Source organism: Dokdonella sp., assembly GCF_044227025.1.
Taxonomy (GTDB): Bacteria; Pseudomonadota; Gammaproteobacteria; order Xanthomonadales; family Rhodanobacteraceae; genus Dokdonella_A.
This window is the reverse complement of the sequence record NZ_JBGAFX010000007.1, coordinates 41368-61680: the sequence shown is the minus strand read 5'-3', so window position 1 is coordinate 61680 and position 20313 is coordinate 41368. Positions and strand designations below refer to the sequence as shown.

Genomic DNA, 20313 nt, shown 5'->3' with positions numbered 1-20313 from the left:
CATGAACGAGCCGACGCCGAATGCAGAGCATGCATCCGCATCGAAGATCCTGTTCCTGCATCTTCCGAAGACGGCGGGCACGGCATTGCGCGAACTGTTCGCCAGACAGTACGGCGAGCAACACGTGACGCGCCCGCTCGCCGCGCAGCTTCTGCATGAAGCATTGATCCGCTACGCCGACTACGAAGTGATCAGCGGCCATTTCAAGCCCGAACATGGCGCATGCCTGCCGGCTGACCGCCTCACGCTCACGGTGCTGCGCGAGCCGATCGACCGCTTCCTGTCGTACTACTGGTTCCGCAAGCACGACGCCGCAAACGGCGCGGTCGACCCGCGCGTGCGCGAACTTCCGCTCGACGCCTACATCCAGGCGCTGTGCGATGACGACTTGGACGAGCTCAACGCACAGACGCACATGCTCTATCCGATTGGCGCCGATGCGATGGACGCGTTGCCGTGGCCGCAGCAGGCGATGGCCGCCTGCCGCGCGCTGGATGCATTCGACCTCGTCGGCGTGCAGGCTGAGATCGACGATTTCGTGGCGATGCTCGGCGCGCGCCTGGGCTGGCCCGCGGACATGCGGCTGGAACGCGTGAACGTGACGCAGCGGCGTGAACCACATTCGCTGTCGGAGGCTTCCCGGCAGCGCCTGAACAACATCCTCGCACCTGACATCACGGTCTACGCGCATGCGCTGGAGCGTTTCCGCACCCTGCGCCGTGAAGCCATCGCGGGCGGGCCGCGCGTTGCAACGACGGCGACGCGAGCGCGACCGCGCGCGTCGACGCCAACCGCACCGCGCGACATCGGCGATCGCCGCGTCGAGTTTTCCAGCGTCCGCGTCAGCGGCGCGGCCTCCGGCCTGGGCACCGTGATGGTCGGCGAGCAGATGACGATCGACCTCGAGTTCGAGGCGCACCAGACCACCACCCAACTGGCGATCGGCTTCGTGATCCGCGACGAACGCGGACTGCCCGTGTTCGGCACCAATTCACTGCTGCTCGGCCGCACCTGCACGGTCGAGCCCGGTCGATATCGCGTGTCGTTTTCCCTGCTGAACCGGATCGAAAGTGGCAACTACACGATCGACGCGAGCCTGACCCGCAACGGCTCGCCGAATCTCGGCTGCCACCACCTCAAGGAACAGGCATTCCGATTCGACGTCCATGTGCTGGCGACACCGTATTTCCAGGGACGCGTCATGATGGATCCGTCGCTTGAGTTCGCCACGCTGTCCCCGCACGGTCGCATCGACGCACCACCAGCGTCGTACGTGCCGTCGCGCATCGCGCTCTCGGTCGGCCGCTTGAATCCGCCGCTCAAAGATTTCCGCGCGAGCCTGCGCCCGCTGCAGTCGATCGGCAAGACGTCCAGGGGAACCGAGCTGCTGGTCGAACTGGAAATCACCAATAGCGGCGTGCAAGCCTGGCCCGGCGACGGCAAGCAGCCCGTCTGCATCTCCTACCACTGGCTCGACGAAGGGGGCGCGATGATCGAGTTCGACGGCGTGCGTTCGCGGCTGCCACGCGATGTTGCCCCGGGCGAAACGCTGCGTGCAGTCTGCTTCGTACGCGTGCCGCAGTGCTCGGGCGCTTTGCGGCTGTGCTGGACGCTGGTGCAGGAAGGCGTCGGCTGGTTCGACGGTCGATGCCCGGAATCGGCGGTGACGGTGGACGTCGAGGTCGCGTAATCGGTGCCGCAACAGTGGATCACTCCGCGGGGAGCAGCTCGATCGCCATCACCAGCGCATCCTCGCGCCCCTTCTTCGCCGGGTAGTAGTTCGGGCGACGACCGAATTCGTTGAAGCCCATCGAGTCGTACAACGCGATCGCGCGCGGATTGGATGGCCGCACTTCGAGGTAGACGCGCTCGGCACGATGCCAGCGCGCGATGTCGAGCAGGCGCCGGACGATGCGCCGGCCATGTCCCCTGCCGTGCAGGGAGGGCTCGACGCAGACATTGAGGACATGTGCTTCGCCGGCCGCGGTGGACAGCACGCCGTAGCCGATGATCGCATCGGCGTCGACCAGCACCACGCATTCATAGGCCGCGCGCAGGCAGTCGCTGAAGATCGCGCGGCTCCACGGGAATTCGTAGGCGAGCGCCTCGAGCGCCGCGACGCTGTCGAGGTCGTCGGCCTGCATGCGGCGGAACTCGGGTTGTGACTGCTTGAGTATCGCGACCACGCTGGCCGGCTCCGCTCGCCCTGGTGTGCTGTTCCGGCAACGCCGGGATCGGCCGCATCTTGCCACGAAACGCGTGCCGGCTTGCGCAGCACGCTGGTGGCGCGCTTGGGAACCCAGGAACAACTCGCTTTCTTGTCATTTCCGCAAAGGCGGGAATTCAGCGTCTGATCTCCCAGAGGCTTGAAGTCGCGGATCTCCGCTTTCGCGGCGATGACGGCCATTTCCCGGAGGTCCGCTAGGCGCCGTTCGTCCGGCTGAGCTGGCCCGCGATCCGCTTCAGCTCGCTCCATAGCGCGCGCTTGCCGTGTGGATCGGTCGCGAGCAACGCAGGCTCCGCGGTCACGACCCATGCGACTTCGCCCTGGCGCTGCGCGCTCATCGCCGCACCGGCCGCGCGTGCGTGCTTGTCGCCGAACGCGACGAGCGCCGCCGCCCCGGCGAGGACGCGTTCGTCGGCCGTGTCGGCCTGGGTGCACGCAACGCGCGCGAACGCGAGCGCGCGGGTGACCGCAGCGAGCAACACGTTTGCATGCGGCGTCGATCCGTCCGCCAGCAGGACCACGTTCGCTCCATTTGGCGCAGCGACACTGCCCGCTGCGGACGCGGCGACGCGGGTCGGCGCATCGCCCGTACGCGGCGCATAGGCGTCGATGCCCATTTCGGCGAGTCGACGCAGGTCCGCCTCATCCCGCATGCGCGCCTCCGTGCTTGCGCAAATCGTCCTGGAATCGTGCATAGATCGAATCGAGCGCGCGACCGTAGGCATCGACCGTAGCCTTCATGCTGGCGTCTGCGGCCGCCATTTCCGCGCGATAGTAGTCGTCCACCATCGGCGTGCCGTCGCGCGCTTCCGCCCGGAGTTTCAGCGCGACCACCGCATTCCAGCCGCCGGCGAGAGTCGGCACGCGATCGAAGCGCAGGATCACGCCGCTGATGCGCACCGCCGGCCGGCTGGCCGGCAATTCGTCGGTGACCTGCGCCGACAACCGTGTTTCGCGCAGGCTCGCGATCAGGCGGCGCTGCAGGATGCGCACCGGCGGGTCCGTCCACAGTTGATAGTGATACTGGCGCAACTGCTGTGCGTCGGGGTCGAGCGCGTAGATCAACGCCTGATCCGCGTACAGGCCGTCCGCACCGAACGCATCGACCACCAATGGATCGGCGAATGCCGGCGTGGCATGCGGCTCGCCCGGTTGCGGGCGCGGCATGCGGTAGTAGGTGAAATCCGGCACCACCGGCGCACTGCAACCGGCCAGCGCGAACATGGCGGTCAGGATCGGCGCTCGCATCCTCATTGCGGTTCCTCCTCCAGTTTGTCGGCCTTCGGCGCAATGATCAGGCGGTTCGGATGGCTGCGGATCTCGCGGCTGAATTCGTCGAGGTTGCGGCTCGAAGATTCGAGGTGATGGGTGATCACGTCCATCCGGCTCGACAGCGCCTCGAGCACGCTGGAGAGATCCTGCACCGAACGGCGCACGTCCGGCCGGTTGTCCCTGGCGATGGCACCGAGCTCGCCGAGCGCCTGATCGAGCGTGCCGCGCGTCTTGCGCAACTCGCCGCTGAGGCCCTTCACTTCGCCAAGGATCGCGCCGACCAGGGCACGGTTCTCCGGCTTGAGCACGTCGTTGAGCGCGTCGGAGGCATGGTTCATGCGATCGAGCAGCGCACGTGTCTGTTCGAGGATTTGCGGTGTGCTCTTGTCGAGCGAGCCGGTGATCGAATCGACGCGCTGCGACAGGGTCTGGATCAAGGGCGAGATCTGCGTGCGCGTGAGCGTGCTGACCTCGCCGGCGAGTTCGTTCATCGCGGAAAAGATGTCGGCGCCCTCCTCGCCCTTGAGTTCGCCGCCGGGCTTGAGCGTTTCGCGGCTCTTGCCTTCGCGAATGCCGATCGAGACATCGGCAAGCAAGCCGCTCGACTGCAGGCGCGCGGGGCTGTCCAGCGGGATCGGCCAGTCGCGCCGGATCGCGAGCGCGACCTTGTAGCGCGTGCCGTCGGCGTCGCGTTCGGGCGTGATCGCGCCGACTTGGCCGACGCGGTAGCCCTCGTAGAACACCGGTGCGCCGTAACGCAGGCCAGTCACGTTGTGGTAGCGCACGACGTAGTCGCTGCTCGCGACGCCCTTGCCGGTGATCAGGGCGAGACCGACAAGCAGCAGCACGACCGCTCCGACGACGACGAGGCCGACCAGGGTGTAGTTGATGGTGTCGCGTTTCATCGACGGCGCCCCCTCGCCCATGCCGACATCGGCGCAATGTTGGAGCGGCGGAAGCCGCGATGCTTGTTCCATTGGCAAGCGACGAAGGGCACCGCGGCTTCCGCCGTTCCAACAGACAGCCCGCGCATTCTAAGCCTCCTCCCCGGTCAAACGCTTCAGGTACGCATCCGCATCGACCTGTACCTCGCGCGGGCGGCGGTTCAGCAGGTCCTGGATGCGCTCGTTGTCGCTCGCACGCACCGCCGCGACCGGTCCAGTCAGCAGGATCTCGCCTTGGTCGAGCACGGTGATCGTGTCGGCGATCTTGAACGCGCTCTCGAGTTCGTGGGTGACGACGACGATCGTCATGCGCAGGGCATCTCGCAGGCGCAGGATCAGCTCGTCGAGTTCGGCCGACACGACCGGATCGAGCCCGGCCGAGGGCTCGTCGAAGAACAGCAGGCGTGGATCCATGACGATCGCGCGCGCGAGCGCCGCGCGCTTGACCATGCCACCCGACAGCTGGCTCGGCATGAGGTCCTGGAAGCCGCCGAGGTTGACGACCTCGAGCTTGAGGCGGCTCATGATGCGGATCGTCGATTCGTCAAGCGTCGTGTGTTCGCGCAACGGCAACGCGACGTTCTCGCCGACGCTGAGCGAGGTCAGCAACGCACCGCCCTGGAACGACACGCCGATGCGCTTGCGCACATCGAGCAGTTCCCGATCGCTCGCCGTGCGCAGGTCGACGCCGAACAGCCGCACACTGCCCGACAGCGGCCGCTGCAGTCCGAGCAGGTGGCGCAGCAGCGTGCTCTTGCCGGAACCCGAGCCACCCATGATCACGCGGATCTCGCCCGGCGCGACGGAGAAGTCGATGCCGTGCAGCACTCGCCGGCGGCCGTACCAGGCCTCGAGCTTCTCGACTTCGATCAGCGGCGCCGCAGCGTTCATTGATCAACGCCTCCGCTTTGCGCCGTCGCTTGTGCGCGCAGGAGCGCGCTGCCTTTCGGGGTCCCCGTCAGCGACGGTGAACGGCGGACGGAAAGGCCCGCAGGGGCGCGTGCACGGATGCACGCGCGTTCGCCGTCGGCGCAGGAAGCGCTGTCGGCGAACCCCGGCCGACGTTTACGGACCCACGAGGCAGGAGCCTCGTGGGCGTCGCTGTCGGGGTGTCCTTCTCTTTGGTTCCTTTCTCTTGGACAAGCAAGAGAAAGGAACCCGCTCGCAGGGATGCGAGTGGAGCACGCACGGACGCGCGAAGGTCTTCGACGAGACGGTGACGCAAACACGGCAACACCATCCCCACCCAACCCTGCCCTTGAAGGGTAGGACTTGAAAACAGGCGGCTCCGCGCGGATCCCGTTCATCGGTTGAGGAAGAACGAAAAGACCATGTCGACCACGATGATCCAGCAGATCGACAGCACTACCGCCCGCGTGGTCGCGCGGCCGACACCCTCGGCACCACCCGTGACCGAAAAGCCCGTGCTCACGCCGATCAGGGTGATCAGCAGCGCGAACACGACACTCTTCGACAGGCCCTGCCAGATGTCGCCGGTCGACAGCAGCGACATCGTCTGCAGCAGGTACGCGGTCGGGGTGACGTTGAGCGCGGGCGCGCTGTACAGCGCGGCGCCGAAGATCGCGACCGCGTTCGCGAAGATCGTCAACACCGGCAGCATCACCAGCATCGCGACCAGCGCGGGCGCAACGAGATAGCGCACGGGTTCGATGCCGATCACGGCGAGCGCATCGACCTCCTGCGACACCGACATCGAGCCGATGCGCGCGGCCAGTGCGGAACCCGAACGTCCGGCGACGAGGATCGCAGTGATCAGCGCGCCGAATTCGCGCGTGACCGATTTGGCAACCGCAACGACGACCTGCGATTGCGCGCCGAATTCGCTCAAGGACGCGATGAACTGGATGCCGAGCATGAGGCCGACCGTGAAACCGAGCAGGGCGACGATCGGCAACGCATCGGCGCCGATCTCGCGCATCTGGCGCGCGACCGCGGCGAGGCGCACGGGCTGGCCGACACGCCAGCCGGTGAACACGTAGTACAGCGCCTCGAGCAGCAGCATCGCCGCATAGCCGACCCCGGCGAACGCGCCGAGGGTGGCGCGGCCGATATCCGTCAGCGGCCGGGCGAGCGCGTTCACGCGGTGGCGAGCAGCGCGTCCACGCTCGGCACGAGCAGGAACACGCGGTCCAGGCGGGCAAGTTCGAGCACGGCGCGCACGGCATCGCTGGTCGCGACGAGCGCGAAGCGCTTGCCGCGCGTGCGTGCCTGCTGGAAACCCTCGACCAGCGCCGCGATGCCGGACGAATCGATGTAGCTGACCGCCGACAGCTCGACCCCGACCGGTTCGCCACCGGCGAGCGCATCGAGCACGGCGCGGCGCACGTCCTGCGACCACGACAGGTCGACTTCACCGCCAAGGCGGACCAGCACGTAGCCGTCTCCCCTTTCGCTCGCAACGCTGTTCGGATGGATGCTCATGCCTCGTTCGCCTCCTCGCCGACGATGCCCTCGATGCGCTTGCGCATGACCAGGCGGTTGCCGCGCTGGGCGGGCAACGGTTCGATGTGCCAGTCGTCCATGACCTCATCGATCAGGGCGATGCCGAAGCCGCCGCAGCGGGTTTCACCGAGCGGTTGCGGACGCAGCTTGGCCGCCTCGACGCAGGGAGCGCTGTCGACCAGCTCGAACGTGAGCAGCGCGCCGGCGAGCAGGACGCGCACGTCGATGTCGCCTTCGCAGGCGCCCGCATAGGCGTGGCGGATGATGTTCGCAGCGGCCTCGTCGACCGCCAGTACGAGCCGATCGCGCAACTGCGGCTCCACCCCCAGCGTGTCGAGGCAGGCGCGCACCGCGGCGCGCAATTCGCGCAGCGATTCCGCGCGCGCCGGCGCCGTGCGTGCGAGCAGCACTTCCGGGCGCTCCGCACGCGGCGCCTCCACCAGCAGCAGGGTGGTGTCGTCGACGATGCGCAGGCGCTTGAGGTCGGCGAGCAGGCGACGCAGGCGCACTTCGAGCGAGTCCTGCGCGTGACGCGCGATCAGCGTGCGCACGCCGGCGTTGCCGATCGGTCGGCCGTCCTCGTCGCGCACGTCGGTCGCGCCGTCTGAAAACGCGTACAGGGTGCCGCCGGCGAGTTCGACGTGGTGCTCCTCGAAGGCGACGCCCGGGAGGATTCCGAGCGGCGGGCCGCCCGAGGCGTAGTCGGTGAACGCGCCGCCCTGCTGCACGATCACCGGCGGAAAGCCCGCACCGGCGAACTGCACGCGGGTCGCGGCACGATCGCAATAGCCGACCAGCGCGCAGACGAAACGTCCGTCCTGGGTCGTCTCGCACAATTCCTCGTTCGCGCGCGCGAGCCACGCGGCCGGCGCGAGGCCGTCCTTGCCGGCCCAGCGCAGCAGGCTGGCCGCGCGCACCATCAGCAAGGCCGCATCGAGACCCTTGCCGGATATGTCGCCGACGACGAAGCCGATGCGCCCGTCCGCCAGCTCGAAATGGTCGTAGAAATCACCGGAGATCTCGTGCGCCGGGCGGTTCACGCCGATCACCGGGAAATTGTCGCGGCGGCGCTTGGGCAGAAGCGATTTCTGCAGGCGCCGGGCGAGGTCGAACTCGCGCTTCAGGCGCTGCTGTTCGAGCAGGGTTGCGGCCATGCGCGCGCTGTTGATCGCGAGGGCGGCCGGTGCCGCGACCAGATCGAGCAATTCCGCATCGGCCACCGAGAATGCTTCGCCGTCGCGGCGATTGACGATCTCGAGCACGCCGATCGGGCCGGCGGCAGTGCGCAGTGGTGCGCATACCAGACTGCGCGTGACGAACCCGGTACCGTCGTCGGCGGCGCGCCAGACACGCTCGTCGCTTGCGGCATCGACCACGATCTGGGTTGCATTTTCCGCGACCGCGGCACCGACGATGCCTTGTCCCACCGCGAGGCGAATGCCGGTGATGTCGACCGGGCCGACACAGATGCGGCAATCGAGCACGAGCGTGGCGGGATCGAGCAGGAACAGCGAAGCTGCCTCGACCTGCATGAAGTCGACCACGCGGGTGACCGTCTCGGACAAGGTCTGGCGCAGATCCAGCGATACCGCCAGCGCCTGCGACAACTCGGCGAGGAACGCCAGCGTGCCTGATTCGCCCATCGCGGATTGCCCGGCGCCCGGCCGCACCGCACGCACGCCGCTCGCGGCGTGCGCGACGGGTGCGTGCGCGTGCTGCGCCTTCACCCCTCGCTCCGACCCGAGCCGCGCAACGCGCGTTCGCTGCGCTTGCGGCGCAGGCCCCACAGGGTCATGGCCGGCCCCGACAGCACGTACAGCACGGCGATGCCGAACAGCACGCGCGGCGTATCGACCGCCAGCGCGACCAGGATCAACATGGCGGCGGGAATCCAGATGAACGGCACGCGGTCCGACTTCGGCCACGCCTTGAAGCTGAAGTAGCGCACACGGCTGACCATCAGCAGGCCGGCGACGATCGCCACCACGGGCGTGACGAAGTCCATCTCGCTGGCCTTGAATCCGAGCCCGCCCGATTCGATCGCCCACACGAACGACATGCACAAACCTGCCGCCGCGGGGCTCGCGAGGCCCTGGAAATAGCGCTTGTCCGCCACCCCGACCTGGGTATTGAAGCGCGCCAGGCGCAGTGCAGCGCAGGCTGCGTAGATGAACGCGGCGGCCCAGCCGAGCTTGCCCCAGCCCGACCCGTACGCCTTCAGCGCCGACAGCGACCATGTGTAGAGCACCAGCGACGGCGCCAGCCCGAAGCTGACCAGATCGGACAGCGAATCGTATTGCACGCCGAAATCGCTCTGGGTATTGGTCAGGCGGGCGACCCGACCGTCCAGGCCGTCGAGGATGCCGGCGACGAACACCGCGATCGCGGCGTCGGTGTAGTGCCCGCCAATCGCGGCGACGATCGCGTAGAAGCCGGCGAACATCGCGCCCGTGGTAAACAGGTTCGGCAGCAGGTAGATACCGCGCGGCGGCTTGCGCGCGCCGGTCGAAGGTGAGTCCATGGTCGATCAGCGGCAATGTGAACGTCGTTGCCCTGAGTGTACCGTGATCCGCAATCGGGACGCCGGGGCCTCGGGGCAGGAAGGTCTTAAAACCTTTGCCGTTTCCGCCGCAGGACCAAGGCATTGGATCCCGACTTTCGCCGGGATGACGAGACCGCTGCCTTGTTTCGGGGTTTCCCGGCTTGTGTCGCGGCCCAAGTGGTGCTATCCAGTCGGCCCAAGTGCTGCCCCTGGCACGCGTGACAAGATGAAGGGTTACCCCAAATGAGACACAACTGGCTGCTGCTTGCCCTGCTCACCCTCTCCGTTCCGGTCGCGGCCGGGGAAATGTATTCGTGGACCGACGCCAACGGCACGAAGCACTTCTCCGACTCCCCGCCCCCTGCTTCGGTCAAGGCACAGCGGGTCAAGGTCAAGGGTGGCCTGACCTCGAACGAACCGGCCGAGGATGCTGCCAAGGCGGACGAGGCCAAGTCCGGTGGCCCGGCACTCGCCGCGGCGGCCGGCTATTCGCCCGAAGACATCAAGCGCAACTGCGATATCGCGAAGCAGAACCGTGGCGTCGCCGAAGGCACCAAAATCGCCGTCGACGCACAGGGCTATCCGACCGACCTCGATGCGGTGAAAACGCGCCAGTCGCAGATCGAAAAGGCGAACCAGCAGATCAAGCTGTTCTGCCACTGAGGGGCGGCAGGCCCGCGCAGCCTTCGCATCAGCGCGCTGCCCGGCTTGCCATCAGGGTTCGGGGGCGTTTCGACGTCGCTCGCTACCGTTCGCTGCGCTCAACGCGAACGGAATGGGGAATTCGCTGGCGTTAAGCTAAACCGTTCGCGCTGAGCGCCGGCCTGTAGTGAGCGCCGTCGGAGAGGCTGGAAAGGCCGGATAGATATCCGTTCGCCCTGAGCGCAGGCCTGAAAGGCCGGAGTCGAAGGGGCCATCACGGTTGGTGGGCCATTCGACGTCGCTCGCTACCGTTCGCTGCGCTCGACGCGAACGGTTTGGAAACAGCGCTGCTAGAATCGACCGTTCCGCCCTGCTCTCCGGAACGTCATGCGCCTGTCCCGTTTCCACCTCGCGACCGTCAAGGAAGTCCCCGCCGACGCGGAGATCGCCAGCCACCGACTGATGCTGCGCACCGGCATGATCCGCAAGCTGGCCGCCGGCATCTACACCTGGTCGCCGCTCGGCCTGCGCGTGCTGACCAAGGTGGCGAGTGTCGTGCGCGAGGAAATGAACCGCGCCGGCGCACTCGAACTGCTGATGCCGTCTATCCAGCCGAAGGAACTGTGGGAGGAAACCGGGCGCTGGGCGAAATTCGGCGGGCAACTGCTGAAGATCAAGGACCGCAAGGAAGCGTCCTACTGCTACGGCCCGACCCACGAGGAAGTGATCACCGACTACGCGCGCAACGAGCTGAAGAGCTACAAGCAGCTGCCCGTCAATTTCTACCAGATCCAGACCAAGTTCCGCGACGAGATCCGTCCGCGCTTCGGCGTGATGCGCGCGCGCGAATTCCTCATGAAGGATGCGTACTCGTTCCATCTCGGCGCCGACAGCCTCGCCGCCGAGTACCGCAACATGTACGAGACCTACGGCCGCATCTTCACGCGCCTTGGCCTCAAATTCCGGGCTGTACAGGCCGATACCGGCGCGATCGGCGGCAATGCAAGCCACGAATTCCAGGTGCTGGCCGAGTCCGGCGAGGACGCGATCGCGTTCTCGACCGGCTCCGACTACGCGGCGAATATCGAGAAGGCTGAAGCCCTCGCGCCGACGACACCGCGCCCGGCGCCCGCCGCCGCGCTCGAACGCGTCGCCACGCCGACGCAGAAGACGATCGACGAGGTCTGCGCGCTGCTCGGCGTCGCACCCGCGCAGTGCGTCAAGACGATCATCGTGCGCGGCAAGGACGGCCTGGTCGCGCTGTGCGTGCGCGGCGACCACGAAGTCAACGAGGTCAAGGCGTCGAAACTCGACGAACTGCCAGGTGAATCCGTGCTCGCCGATGAAGCGGAGATCGTTCGCGGCACCGGCACCAGACCGGGCTTCATAGGTCCCGCGGGATTGCCGGAATCGATCCCGGTCATCGTCGACCGCAGCGCTGCCGTTCTCGCCGACTTCGTCTGCGGCGGCAACCAGGATGGCACGCACTACAGGGGCGCGAACTGGGAGCGCGATGCACGCGTCACCCGCGTCGCCGACATCCGCAAGGTGGTCGAAGGTGATGCTTCGCCGGATGGTGCCGGGACATTGAAGATCGCGCGCGGCATCGAGGTCGGCCATGTGTTCCAGCTCGGCGACAAGTATGCCGAGGCGCTCGGCGCGACCGTGCTCGACGACGGCGGCAAGGCGCAGGTGATGCAGATGGGCTGCTACGGCATCGGCGTCAGCCGCATCGTCGCCGCCGCGATCGAGCAGAACCACGACGATGCCGGCATCCTGTGGCCGGAGCCGATGGCTCCTTGGCAGGTCGCGATCTGCCCGATCAACGCGGTGCAGAACGCACAGGTGCGCGAGGAAGCGGAAAAGCTGTACGCCGAACTTGCCGAGCGCGGCATCGACGTGCTGCTCGACGACCGCGGCCTGCGCCCGGGACCGATGTTCGCCGACATCGAACTGATCGGCATCCCGCATCGCGTCGTCGTCAGCGAACGCGGCCTCGCCGCCGGCACGTTCGAATACCGGCGCCGCAGTGAAAGCGAGAACCGCATCCTCGCGCGGGACGCGCTGTTCGACGTGCTCGCCTGATCGGCGCTCAGTCGAATCCGTTCTTGAAGATCACATCGCCGATGTACACACCCGTGTTGAGCGCATCGTGGCGATGCTGCGGCCAAGGCATGTTTTTCGCGCTGGCCACACTGTTGGGGAATTTCCACGCGAACAGCGCACCGGTCGACCCTCCAAGGGTCGACGCGCTGCCGACCACGAGTTCGATCTTGCCGTCGCCGTCGATGTCCGCTGCCGTCGGCGTGCTGTAGATCCCCGAGTTCGTGCGCAGTTGGAAGAAGGCCGGGTTGGGCGTGGGCGCGCATGCATCGACGTGGTTGTAGGAGCGCTGGACGCCGTCTCGCGACCATACGCTCACCTGAGTGGCGACGGGCTCGATGATCTCGGGTACGCCGTCGCCGTCGATGTCCACCGCTATCGGCGAAGCAAACGTCGGCCCCCAGTTCACGTCAGTGCTGCACGATCCGGCGGTCATCGGCATTACCGGCCAGCCCGGATAGGCGGTGCCATTGCTGCGGACCACGTGCATGTAGCCATTGACGTCATTGGTCGACGGCGTCCCCGTCTTGATCAAGGTGCTGATGACCGTTTCCAGCTTGCCATCCCCATCAAGATCGACGAGCGCGGGCGACGACGTCCGAGTGCTCTGGCTGGGCATGGAATACGGCCACCCAGCCGGCGTGCCGCCACTGGCATTCCAGCGGAAGAGCGCTTCCGTAACGACCTGCGAATTCCCGCCGGGTGCGCAGGTCGCGAGGTCCCAGCAGCGGCCATTACCGACCGCCACCGCCATGTTGCCGATGCCGTCGACGGGGCCAATCGCCGGCGACGAATACACAACCTCATCGAGCTTGATCGGAAAGCCTGACACTTCACCGGAACCCGTGCCGTGGAACGCGCGGACCTGCCCGCCGACGCGCCGGCCATTCGGAAGGATTCCCTGGCCGCTGTCGATCCCGATGACGACATCGAGGCGACCATCGTGATCGAGGTCGAACAGGGCCGGTGACGACCAGATGGTGTCGATGACATCGTCCGCGACTCCTTTCACCCACCAGACCGAGCAGTCAGGCCTGATCGCGCGGACGTGCGCATCGAAGCTGCCGAATGCGATCTGCATTTCATTGGGGCGCTGTGGATCGAGGTGGCCCAGTGCCGGAGAACTGAATACGCCTCCCGCGTGCGGCGCCGTGTCCAGCGCGGTGAATGAGCACTTCAGAGTCCCGTTGGCGCGAAGCACGTAGACGCCGCCGCCCGGTGCGCTCGGACTTCCGGCGCCGACAACGACTTCCGGAGATCCGTCTCCATCGATGTCGGCGATGGCCGGCTTGCCGGACACTTCGATCGATCCGGTGTGGTACGCCCAGAGGAAAGAACCGTCGCCGTGATACGCGATCACATATCCGTTGGTGGTGCCTACGACGATGTCCAGCTTGGCATCGTTGACGACGCCGAGCCGTGCTACCGCAGGACTCGAAAACCGCACATACCCGACGCTGGCCGGAATCGTTCCCCCAGCGAACTCAACCGGAAATCCGGGGGCGCAAGCCGGGATCGTATTGACCGGACATGCGATTTGCGCAGCGGATGCATGGCCCGTGGAGGCGGCCGCAAGAACGAACAATGCCATCCGGATGATGAAGGCGTTCATGGCAATCCTCACATGCTGCGGCCGGCCCGACGCAGTCTACGACAAGGCGAGTTCCAACTCCCTACGCAGGTCCGAGACGTCCTCGACACCCACCGACAAACGAATCAACCCATCGCTGATCCCCAGGCGCTTTCGATTCGCGGGCGGAATCGACGCGTGCGTCATGATCGCCGGGTGCTCGATCAGGCTCTCTACGCCACCGAGCGATTCGGCGAGGGCGAACAGCTCGCAACGTTCGAGCACCTTGCGCGCCTTGCGCAGGCCGCCCTTGACCTCGACAGAAACGATGCCGCCGAAGCCGTCCATCTGCTTCTTCGCCAGCGCATGCTGCGGGTGCGACTTGAGGCCCGGATAGATCACGCGCTCGATCGCCGGGTGCTTCTCCAGCCAACGCGCGAGTTCGAGCGCGCCTTCGCAGTGCGCGCGCATGCGCAGGTGCAGTGTCTTCAGGCCGCGCATCGCGAGGAAGGAATCGAACGGACCCGCGACCGAGCCGACCGAGTTGTGCAGGAATGCCATCTCTTCGGCCAGATGCGCACTGCCGCCAACGACGGCAATGCCTCCGACCATGTCGGAATGGCCATTGAGGTACTTGGTCGCGGAGTGCACGACGATGTCGGCGCCGTGTTCGATCGGCCGTTGCAGCATCGGCGAGCAGAACGTGTTGTCTACTACGAAGATCAGGCCGTGCTTGCGCGCGAACGCGCCGATCTTGGCGAGGTCGACGAGCTTGAGCATCGGGTTCGTCGGTGTCTCCGCCCAGATCATGCGCGTGTTCGGCTTCAACGCCGCCTTCAGCGCGGCCGCGTCGTTGAGATCGATGAAAGTGAAATCGAGTCCGGCGCTGCGCCTGCGCACGCGCTCGAACAGGCGGTAGCTGCCGCCGTAGAGATCGTCCATCGCGATGACGTGGCTACCCGTATCGAGCAGCTCGAGGATCGTGCCTGCCGCCGCAAGTCCCGACGCGAACGCGTAGCCCTGGCGGCCGCCTTCAAGGTCGGCGACGCATCGCTCGTAGGCCATGCGCGTCGGGTTCTGCGTGCGCGAGTACTCGTAGCCCTTGTGCACGCCGGGGCTGTCCTGCACGTAGGTCGAGGTCGCGTAGATCGGCGTCATGATCGCGCCGGTTGACGGATCGGGGCTCTGGCCGGCGTGGATGGCGCGGGTACCGAGGGCGCGCTGCGATTTCCTGGTGGTCTTCTTCATGGGTTCCGGTCGTCGTTCAAGAGCGGGGTTCTACGAGCAGGTCGAGGTGCGCGGCACCGTCGTTGTTCAGCACGGCGTCCTCGCGCGCCCACCGGCGCATCAGCGCTTCGGGATCGGGGCAGCCCGAGCGCCGGCCGTCGAAATGCAGCACGGTCACGACGCCGTAGTCGAGCAGCGTCGCGGCGTAATCGAGCGGATCGACCTGTGCATTGTCGCGCAGGCACTTGGGATGAAATTCGGTCATCCAGCGGCATCCGGCGCCCGCCCGAGCAGCAGGCAGTAGCGTAGCGCACGTCGTCGAGACTGGCCCGCTCGCTACTCACGGAATACCGCCCGCCATCGCATTCTTCGTCACGATCATGCCGAACGATGTCGACGCGTAGGGACCCAGCCGCAGTTTGAGATGCGTCCTGCCGCGGTAAGGCGGTTCGTCTACGTAGTGGTCCGCCGCGGAATCGCCCAGGTCGAAGTTGAACGGTTCGACGCGATGCCCAAGCGCACGCAGTCGATCGGCCAGCTCCAGCAGGTCGCGCTTGCGATAGACCACTGAGCCCCCGATCTCGATCGTATGCTCGTCCGAGTCGCAGTTGAGCTCGGTGGTGTGCACGGCGACGCCCCCGTCGCGCAGGCAATCCATGGCCTGGATTACATAGTCCACCCCATTCTGCAGGCTGCCCAGATGCTCTAGCGCGCAGGACGACCAGAGGAAATCGAAACCCCGCAGATCGACCGGGATCGCGCGCATGTCCACTTCGCGGAAACGCACTCGCTCGGCGAAGTCCGCCGGCGGACAGAGGCCACGCTGATTGAGCTGGTCAGCGCCGTTTGCATGCTGGTTGGTGTCGACCCAGCCAGCGTCACGCGCGACCTCCTCGCCGATGTCCGAGGCGGTGATCGAGCAATGCATCTTCGCAAACAGCGCGCTCAACGGCTCGGTACCGACGGCGAAGCCGAGTCCGCGCCGACCCTTTTCTAGCATGCCGCGCTCGTACAGTGCCTGCGTGATGTAGCACCACTCCCACAGCTTGCGGTGCAAGCCACCGGGTTTCTCGCGCAGGCTGGCCGCCCAGTAACGAAACGTCGGCGATTCGATCTGCGCTTGGGTGCAGGCCTGGCACATCAACGTCACTACGCCCGCCTCGGAGCACCGGCCCGCATCCACCTTGGTCAGGACCCCATGCCGTTCGCGGAACTCGGTGGACCCCATCAGGTACTCGGCGATCAAGCCCGGAGCCGGCTGATCCTGTGCCACGATCTCGCAGTAGTGACGGAAGCCATCGGGATCCGGCTCGCGCCCCAGCAACAGGCGATAGGCGTGACGCACGTCTTCTGGGGTTGCTTTGAGTCCGCTCATGGGAATCCAGTTGGTTCGGGACGTGCGGTGCACGCCTGGTCGTCAGGTGTAATACGAATCAGCCTGCGCGGCGGCGCAGATAGTTCAGCAGGTCGATGCGCGTGATCAGCCCGACGAACTTCGGTCCGTCGACGACGATCGCGACATGTCCGACCTCGAACACCGGCATCAGTTTTTCGATCGGCGACTTCACGTCGAGCACCTGCAGCTTGCTGACCATCGCGGTCGACACCGGGTCGCGGAAGCGGTTTTCGTCGGCATGCACATGCAGCAACAGGTCCGACTCGTCGAGGATGCCGACGATGCGGTCGCCGTCCATCACCGGCAGCTGGGAGACGTCGTACAGCTTCATGCGGTTGTAGGCCGTCACGAGCAGCTCGTTCGGGCCGACGACGACGGTGTCCCGGTGCGCATACGGGCGCAGGATCAGGTCGCGCAGGTCGCCGGTCGGCTGGCGCTCGAGGAAGCCGTTGTCGAGCATCCAGTAGTCGTTGTACATCTTCGACAGGTACTTGTTGCCGGTGTCGCAGACGAACACGACGACGCGCTTGGGCGTGCTCTGTTCGCGGCAGTATTTCAACGCGGCGGCGAGCAGGGTCCCGGTCGAGGAGCCGCCGAACACGCCTTCCTTCGCCAGCAATTCGCGCGCCGTGAGGAAACTCTCCTTGTCGCTGATCGCATACGCCTTCTTCACGCGCGTGAAATCGCTGATCGACGGCAGGAAATCCTCGCCGATGCCTTCGACCATCCAGCTCGCGGATTTCGTCGACAGAGTGCCTTCGTTGATGTACTGCGCGAGGATCGAGCCGACCGGGTCGGCGAGAATGAATTCGGTGTGCGGCGAAACGCGCGCGAAGTAGCGCGACAGGCCCGTCATCGTGCCGGACGAGCCGCAACCGAACACGATCGCGTCGACCTTGCCTTCGAGTTGTTCGAAGATTTCCGGGCCGGTCGTCTGCTCGTGCGCGAGCGGATTGTCGGGATTGCCGAACTGGTTGATGAAGTACGCGCCGGGCGTCTCGCGCGCGAGGCGCTCGGCAAGGTCCTGGTAGTACTCCGGATGGCCCTTGGCGACATCCGAGCGCGTCAGCACGACCTCGGCGCCCATCGCCTTGAGGTTGAAGATCTTCTCGCGGCTCATCTTGTCGGGCACGACGAGGATGAGCCGGTAGCCCTTCGCCTGCGCGACCAGCGCGAGGCCGAGACCGGTGTTGCCGGCGGTGCCTTCAACCAGGGTTGCGCCGGGCTTGAGCTTGCCGGCCTTCTCGGCGCCTTCGATCATCGAAAGGCCGATGCGGTCCTTGATCGATCCGCCCGGATTGGCGCTCTCGAGTTTCAGGAAGAGTTCGCAACTGCAGGTGTCGAGGCGCTGCGCCTTGACCATCGGCGTTTCGCCGATCAGCTCGAGTACGCTCTGGTGGATCGTCATGCGGGCTCCGCGTGGATGGGCGCGAGCGCGCTGGATGCGGGCCCGACGGCATTCGTCACCTCCGGCTGGAGGCGAGTGCGGAATGATACCCGAGGAGCTTGTTGCCGACTTCGCCGCCGGAATCGCGGCGACGCCGGCAACCGGAATGCGGTCTAGTGCGACGCGGCCCACATCGAGGTGAGCTTGTCCTTCGCGTGCAGCTTTTCTTTCTTCATGTTGTGCAGGGTGACGTCGTCCATCGGCAGGACGCCCAGTTCGGCGTCGCGGACCTTGCCGTCGAGCTCCTTGTGCCGCTGATACAGACTGCGGAATTCCGCGTTGCTCTGCATCAGCGCTTCGACTTCTTTCGGGTTCTGCTCGAACATCAGCCAGTCTCCTCTAGTGCAAAAACCGCAGACGCAAAGGCGCGGCCGCGAGGCCACGCCTTTGCGTTGCGGGACGAGTTGCAGCGAAGTAGCGCGATGGCTCGGAAAGAGCCGCCTGGAACCTGGATACAGCGGGTGCGACGATGAGGCCTACGGATCTTGCTGCGGACGCCACTGCCAGGAAACGTCCGTTCGCACGACCCGTTCCTCGGAGAACCGAGGGAGTGCTGTCCTCTGTCACGGTCGCTGCAGTCATGGGCTAGGCTTTTTGGCCCAAGTGGGTTCCGACGGAACCGGGCCACTTGGGAAGTAGAAGCTACTCCTCCGCCCCCGCCTTGGCAACCGCTGAAATGTTCAAAACGCGTTCGCGCAGCACGCTTCTCGGGAGCGCACTTTATCGTTCAATTACAAAGCGTTGCGACCTGAATCCTGCTCCGCGAGCACATGCGTTCCTTGACCCGTTCGCGCCCGGATCATGTCCGGGGCAGGCTCTGAGCGCAGGCCTGTCCTGGGCGAAGTCGAAGGGCACCCAGGGCCTGGATCGGAGGAGTTATTCGGCCCTCGCCGGCGTTTCGACTCCGCTCGCTCTCGCTCGCTGCGCTCAACGCGAACGGCTCAAGAAACCCCGTTCACCCTGAGCGCAGGCCTGCAGGGCCGAAGTCGAAAGGGCTCCGGGCTCTCGCAGGCGTTTCGGCTCCGCTCGCTCGCGCTCGCTGCGCTCAACGCGAACGGCTCAAGAAACCCCGTTCACCCTGAGCGCAGGCCCGCAGGGCCGAAGTCGAAGGGGCTCTTGGGCTCTCGCAGGCGTTTCGACTCCGCTCACTCGCGCTCGCTGCGCTCAACGCGAACGGATGTGGTGATGCTCTCGCTGCGCCCAACGCGAACGGCTCAAGAAACCCCGTTCACCCTGAGCGCAGGCCCGCAGGGCCGAAGTCGAAGGGGCTCTTGGGCTCTCGCAGGCGTTTCGACTCCGCTCACTCGCGCTCGCTGCGGTCAACGCGAACGGATGTGATGATGCTCGCGGCGCTCAACGCGTACGGCTCAGGGTTTCTTGCCGCCCGCCGCCGGCTTGCCTTTGCCCTTGTCCTTCGTGGGTGGCGTCTTTCCGGCGAGGGATGCTTCCAGTTCGGCTTCCTTCTTTGCCAGGGCGGCCGCACGGGCCTGCGCGGCGGCCATCTTCTTCGCCTGCTGCGTCTCCGCACGCGCGGCCTCGACCGCCTGCGCACCCTCGCTGCGCGCCGCTTCGGCATCGCGGCGCGCATTCTCGGCTTCCTCGGCGCGGATCTGCGCCTGCAGCCGTTGGCGTTCGAGTTCCGCACGCGCCAGCTCGGCATCGCGGCGCGCGAGCGCGAGTTGCAGGCGATCATTCTCGCGTTGCAGTTGGGACTGCTTCGCCTCCATCACTTCCGCTTCGGCCGATGCGCGCGCGGCATCGATGCGACGCTCGGTCACGTACACCCAATGCTCGCGATCGGCGCGGCGCGCTTCCTTGAGACTGGCGAGCGCGATGCGCGCGCGGTCCATTGCGGTCGGCGCGTGCGATGCGAGCACCGGGTCGGTCGCGACCTGGTTGAAGCGGTCGAGCAGGCGCTGGTATTCATCGTCGCGTGCCCAGGCGTTGCCGGCGATGAGCGCAACCAGCAGCAGTGCCACAGTCCGGCAACGGCGGGAGGTGATCTTCATGGCTGTTGCTCCTGCGTTGCGCCTGCGCCGAGGTCCCGATCCATTCCTTCATTCTCCCGCGTGATCCGTTCAACCTCGCTGCGCGCCTTCGCAAGGCGCGCGCGAGCTTGCGCCAGCTCGCTGTCGACCTGCGACTCGGCGGCCAGTTGCGCGGCGACGTCGTAGTCCTGGTCGCGCTCGGCCGCGCGCGCCTGGTCGAGGCGCGAGCTGGCGGCGCGGAATTCCGTCGCGGCGAGTTGCTCCGCGCCGGCCTGACGCGCGGCGGCGAGGGCGCGCGAGGCGGCGGCCATCTGGTCCACCGGCGGCTTGGTCGGGGCGCAACCCGCGGCGACAGCGCAGGCCAGAACCGCGACCAGCGCATGGATTTTTCCGCGTTCTGGTGTCATAACGTGGCTGCTCGCATTCAGGGGTGGATCGTGTATTTTGGGAAGGCGAAGGCCTGTTTGGCAATCGCTGGCAGAATGGCGCATC

20 protein-coding genes are annotated in these 20313 nt (G+C 66.3%); 3 read left to right on the top strand and 17 right to left on the bottom strand.

Annotated elements, in window-relative coordinates; all coding sequences use genetic code 11:
* Position 1 precedes the first annotated feature (1 nt).
* On the top strand, positions 2–1690 hold the full coding sequence (locus ACILRJ_RS15980; RefSeq protein ID WP_395684205.1) for a Wzt carbohydrate-binding domain-containing protein: 1689 nt from the start codon (positions 2–4) through the stop codon (positions 1688–1690).
* A gap of 19 nt (positions 1691–1709) precedes the next feature.
* Here the strand turns inward: ACILRJ_RS15980 and rimI are convergent, their stop codons facing one another.
* The 9 genes from rimI to pssA all read right to left on the bottom strand — a co-directional run bounded on the left by rimI (position 1710) and on the right by pssA (position 9427).
* Positions 1710–2186, bottom strand: a complete 477-nt coding sequence (gene rimI / locus ACILRJ_RS15975) for a ribosomal protein S18-alanine N-acetyltransferase (RefSeq protein ID WP_395684204.1) — start codon at positions 2184–2186, stop codon at positions 1710–1712.
* Positions 2187–2421: 235 nt separating this feature from the next.
* Entirely contained in the window at positions 2422–2880 is a 459-nt protein-coding gene (locus ACILRJ_RS15970) for a hypothetical protein (protein WP_395684203.1), read from the bottom strand.
* Positions 2870–3475: an ABC-type transport auxiliary lipoprotein family protein gene (locus ACILRJ_RS15965; RefSeq protein WP_395684202.1), complete on the bottom strand. Its 606-nt coding sequence runs from the start codon at positions 3473–3475 to the stop codon at positions 2870–2872. Before ACILRJ_RS15965 ends, ACILRJ_RS15970 begins: the two co-directional genes overlap by 11 nt.
* 2 nt (positions 3476–3477) lie before the next feature.
* The gene (locus ACILRJ_RS15960) at positions 3478–4404 is read right to left on the bottom strand and encodes an MlaD family protein (RefSeq protein ID WP_395684201.1); all 927 of its coding nucleotides are present in this window, start codon (positions 4402–4404) and stop codon (positions 3478–3480) included.
* A 129-nt stretch (positions 4405–4533) separates the two neighbouring features.
* Entirely contained in the window at positions 4534–5334 is an 801-nt protein-coding gene (locus tag ACILRJ_RS15955; RefSeq protein ID WP_395684200.1) for an ABC transporter ATP-binding protein, read from the bottom strand.
* A gap of 412 nt (positions 5335–5746) precedes the next feature.
* Entirely contained in the window at positions 5747–6544 is a 798-nt protein-coding gene (locus tag ACILRJ_RS15950) for an MlaE family ABC transporter permease (protein ID WP_395684199.1), read from the bottom strand.
* Positions 6541–6885: an STAS domain-containing protein gene (locus tag ACILRJ_RS15945; protein WP_395684198.1), complete on the bottom strand. Its 345-nt coding sequence runs from the start codon at positions 6883–6885 to the stop codon at positions 6541–6543. The genes ACILRJ_RS15950 and ACILRJ_RS15945 overlap by 4 nt, the downstream gene beginning before the upstream one ends.
* A complete protein-coding gene (locus ACILRJ_RS15940) occupies positions 6882–8633 on the bottom strand; it encodes a SpoIIE family protein phosphatase (RefSeq protein WP_395684197.1) in 1752 nt (583 codons plus the stop codon). The genes ACILRJ_RS15945 and ACILRJ_RS15940 overlap by 4 nt, the downstream gene beginning before the upstream one ends.
* A complete protein-coding gene (gene pssA, locus ACILRJ_RS15935) occupies positions 8630–9427 on the bottom strand; it encodes a CDP-diacylglycerol--serine O-phosphatidyltransferase (protein WP_395684196.1) in 798 nt (265 codons plus the stop codon). The genes ACILRJ_RS15940 and pssA overlap by 4 nt, the downstream gene beginning before the upstream one ends.
* A 264-nt stretch (positions 9428–9691) precedes the next feature.
* Between pssA and ACILRJ_RS15930 the strand changes: the two genes are divergently transcribed.
* Complete coding sequence (locus ACILRJ_RS15930; RefSeq protein WP_395684195.1) at positions 9692–10111, top strand: DUF4124 domain-containing protein; 420 nt, start codon at positions 9692–9694, stop codon at positions 10109–10111.
* Positions 10112–10477: 366 nt separating this feature from the next.
* Entirely contained in the window at positions 10478–12175 is a 1698-nt protein-coding gene (locus tag ACILRJ_RS15925; protein ID WP_395684194.1) for a proline--tRNA ligase, read from the top strand.
* Between the two features lie 7 nt (positions 12176–12182).
* On the opposite strand, the gene ACILRJ_RS15920 is transcribed toward ACILRJ_RS15925, so the two are convergent.
* From ACILRJ_RS15920 to ACILRJ_RS15885, 8 genes are all read right to left on the bottom strand, one after another.
* Positions 12183–13805 carry an FG-GAP repeat domain-containing protein gene (locus ACILRJ_RS15920; protein ID WP_395684193.1) on the bottom strand — a complete coding sequence of 541 codons (1623 nt, stop codon included), beginning with the start codon at positions 13803–13805 and terminating at the stop codon, positions 12183–12185.
* A gap of 36 nt (positions 13806–13841) precedes the next feature.
* Complete coding sequence (locus ACILRJ_RS15915; protein WP_395684192.1) at positions 13842–15011, bottom strand: trans-sulfuration enzyme family protein; 1170 nt, start codon at positions 15009–15011, stop codon at positions 13842–13844.
* A 16-nt stretch (positions 15012–15027) separates the two neighbouring features.
* A complete protein-coding gene (locus ACILRJ_RS15910; protein ID WP_395684191.1) occupies positions 15028–15255 on the bottom strand; it encodes a hypothetical protein in 228 nt (75 codons plus the stop codon).
* A gap of 75 nt (positions 15256–15330) precedes the next feature.
* The gene (locus ACILRJ_RS15905) at positions 15331–16365 is read right to left on the bottom strand and encodes a methyltransferase type 11 (RefSeq protein WP_395684190.1); all 1035 of its coding nucleotides are present in this window, start codon (positions 16363–16365) and stop codon (positions 15331–15333) included.
* A gap of 58 nt (positions 16366–16423) precedes the next feature.
* Positions 16424–17794, bottom strand: a complete 1371-nt coding sequence (locus ACILRJ_RS15900) for a pyridoxal-phosphate dependent enzyme (RefSeq protein ID WP_395684189.1) — start codon at positions 17792–17794, stop codon at positions 16424–16426.
* Between the two features lie 152 nt (positions 17795–17946).
* Positions 17947–18159, bottom strand: coding sequence for a YdcH family protein (locus tag ACILRJ_RS15895; protein ID WP_395684188.1), 213 nt, complete (start codon positions 18157–18159; stop codon positions 17947–17949).
* Between the two features lie 1041 nt (positions 18160–19200).
* Positions 19201–19842: a hypothetical protein gene (locus ACILRJ_RS15890; protein ID WP_395684187.1), complete on the bottom strand. Its 642-nt coding sequence runs from the start codon at positions 19840–19842 to the stop codon at positions 19201–19203.
* Entirely contained in the window at positions 19839–20312 is a 474-nt protein-coding gene (locus tag ACILRJ_RS15885; protein ID WP_395684186.1) for a DUF4398 domain-containing protein, read from the bottom strand. Before ACILRJ_RS15885 ends, ACILRJ_RS15890 begins: the two co-directional genes overlap by 4 nt.
* Position 20313: the final 1 nt, after the last annotated feature.

What these genes read in the sequence shown, in the direction of transcription:
- ACILRJ_RS15955 (WP_395684200.1), bottom strand. Translation starts at nt 5,334, where the DNA reads ATGAACGCTGCGGCGCCGCTGATCGAAGTCGAGAAGCTCGAGGCCTGG.
- ACILRJ_RS15910 (WP_395684191.1), bottom strand. Translation starts at nt 15,255, where the DNA reads ATGACCGAATTTCATCCCAAGTGCCTGCGCGACAATGCACAGGTCGAT.
- ACILRJ_RS15900 (WP_395684189.1), bottom strand. Translation starts at nt 17,794, where the DNA reads ATGACGATCCACCAGAGCGTACTCGAGCTGATCGGCGAAACGCCGATG.
- ACILRJ_RS15885 (WP_395684186.1), bottom strand. Translation starts at nt 20,312, where the DNA reads ATGCGCCATTCTGCCAGCGATTGCCAAACAGGCCTTCGCCTTCCCAAA.
- ACILRJ_RS15895 (WP_395684188.1), bottom strand. Translation starts at nt 18,159, where the DNA reads ATGTTCGAGCAGAACCCGAAAGAAGTCGAAGCGCTGATGCAGAGCAAC.
- ACILRJ_RS15920 (WP_395684193.1), bottom strand. Translation starts at nt 13,805, where the DNA reads ATGAACGCCTTCATCATCCGGATGGCATTGTTCGTTCTTGCGGCCGCC.
- pssA (WP_395684196.1), bottom strand. Translation starts at nt 9,427, where the DNA reads ATGGACTCACCTTCGACCGGCGCGCGCAAGCCGCCGCGCGGTATCTAC.
- ACILRJ_RS15945 (WP_395684198.1), bottom strand. Translation starts at nt 6,885, where the DNA reads ATGAGCATCCATCCGAACAGCGTTGCGAGCGAAAGGGGAGACGGCTAC.
- ACILRJ_RS15915 (WP_395684192.1), bottom strand. Translation starts at nt 15,011, where the DNA reads ATGAAGAAGACCACCAGGAAATCGCAGCGCGCCCTCGGTACCCGCGCC.
- ACILRJ_RS15890 (WP_395684187.1), bottom strand. Translation starts at nt 19,842, where the DNA reads ATGAAGATCACCTCCCGCCGTTGCCGGACTGTGGCACTGCTGCTGGTT.
- ACILRJ_RS15960 (WP_395684201.1), bottom strand. Translation starts at nt 4,404, where the DNA reads ATGAAACGCGACACCATCAACTACACCCTGGTCGGCCTCGTCGTCGTC.
- ACILRJ_RS15980 (WP_395684205.1), top strand. Translation starts at nt 2, where the DNA reads ATGAACGAGCCGACGCCGAATGCAGAGCATGCATCCGCATCGAAGATC.
- ACILRJ_RS15930 (WP_395684195.1), top strand. Translation starts at nt 9,692, where the DNA reads ATGAGACACAACTGGCTGCTGCTTGCCCTGCTCACCCTCTCCGTTCCG.
- ACILRJ_RS15905 (WP_395684190.1), bottom strand. Translation starts at nt 16,365, where the DNA reads ATGAGCGGACTCAAAGCAACCCCAGAAGACGTGCGTCACGCCTATCGC.
- ACILRJ_RS15925 (WP_395684194.1), top strand. Translation starts at nt 10,478, where the DNA reads ATGCGCCTGTCCCGTTTCCACCTCGCGACCGTCAAGGAAGTCCCCGCC.
- ACILRJ_RS15970 (WP_395684203.1), bottom strand. Translation starts at nt 2,880, where the DNA reads ATGCGGGATGAGGCGGACCTGCGTCGACTCGCCGAAATGGGCATCGAC.
- ACILRJ_RS15965 (WP_395684202.1), bottom strand. Translation starts at nt 3,475, where the DNA reads ATGCGAGCGCCGATCCTGACCGCCATGTTCGCGCTGGCCGGTTGCAGT.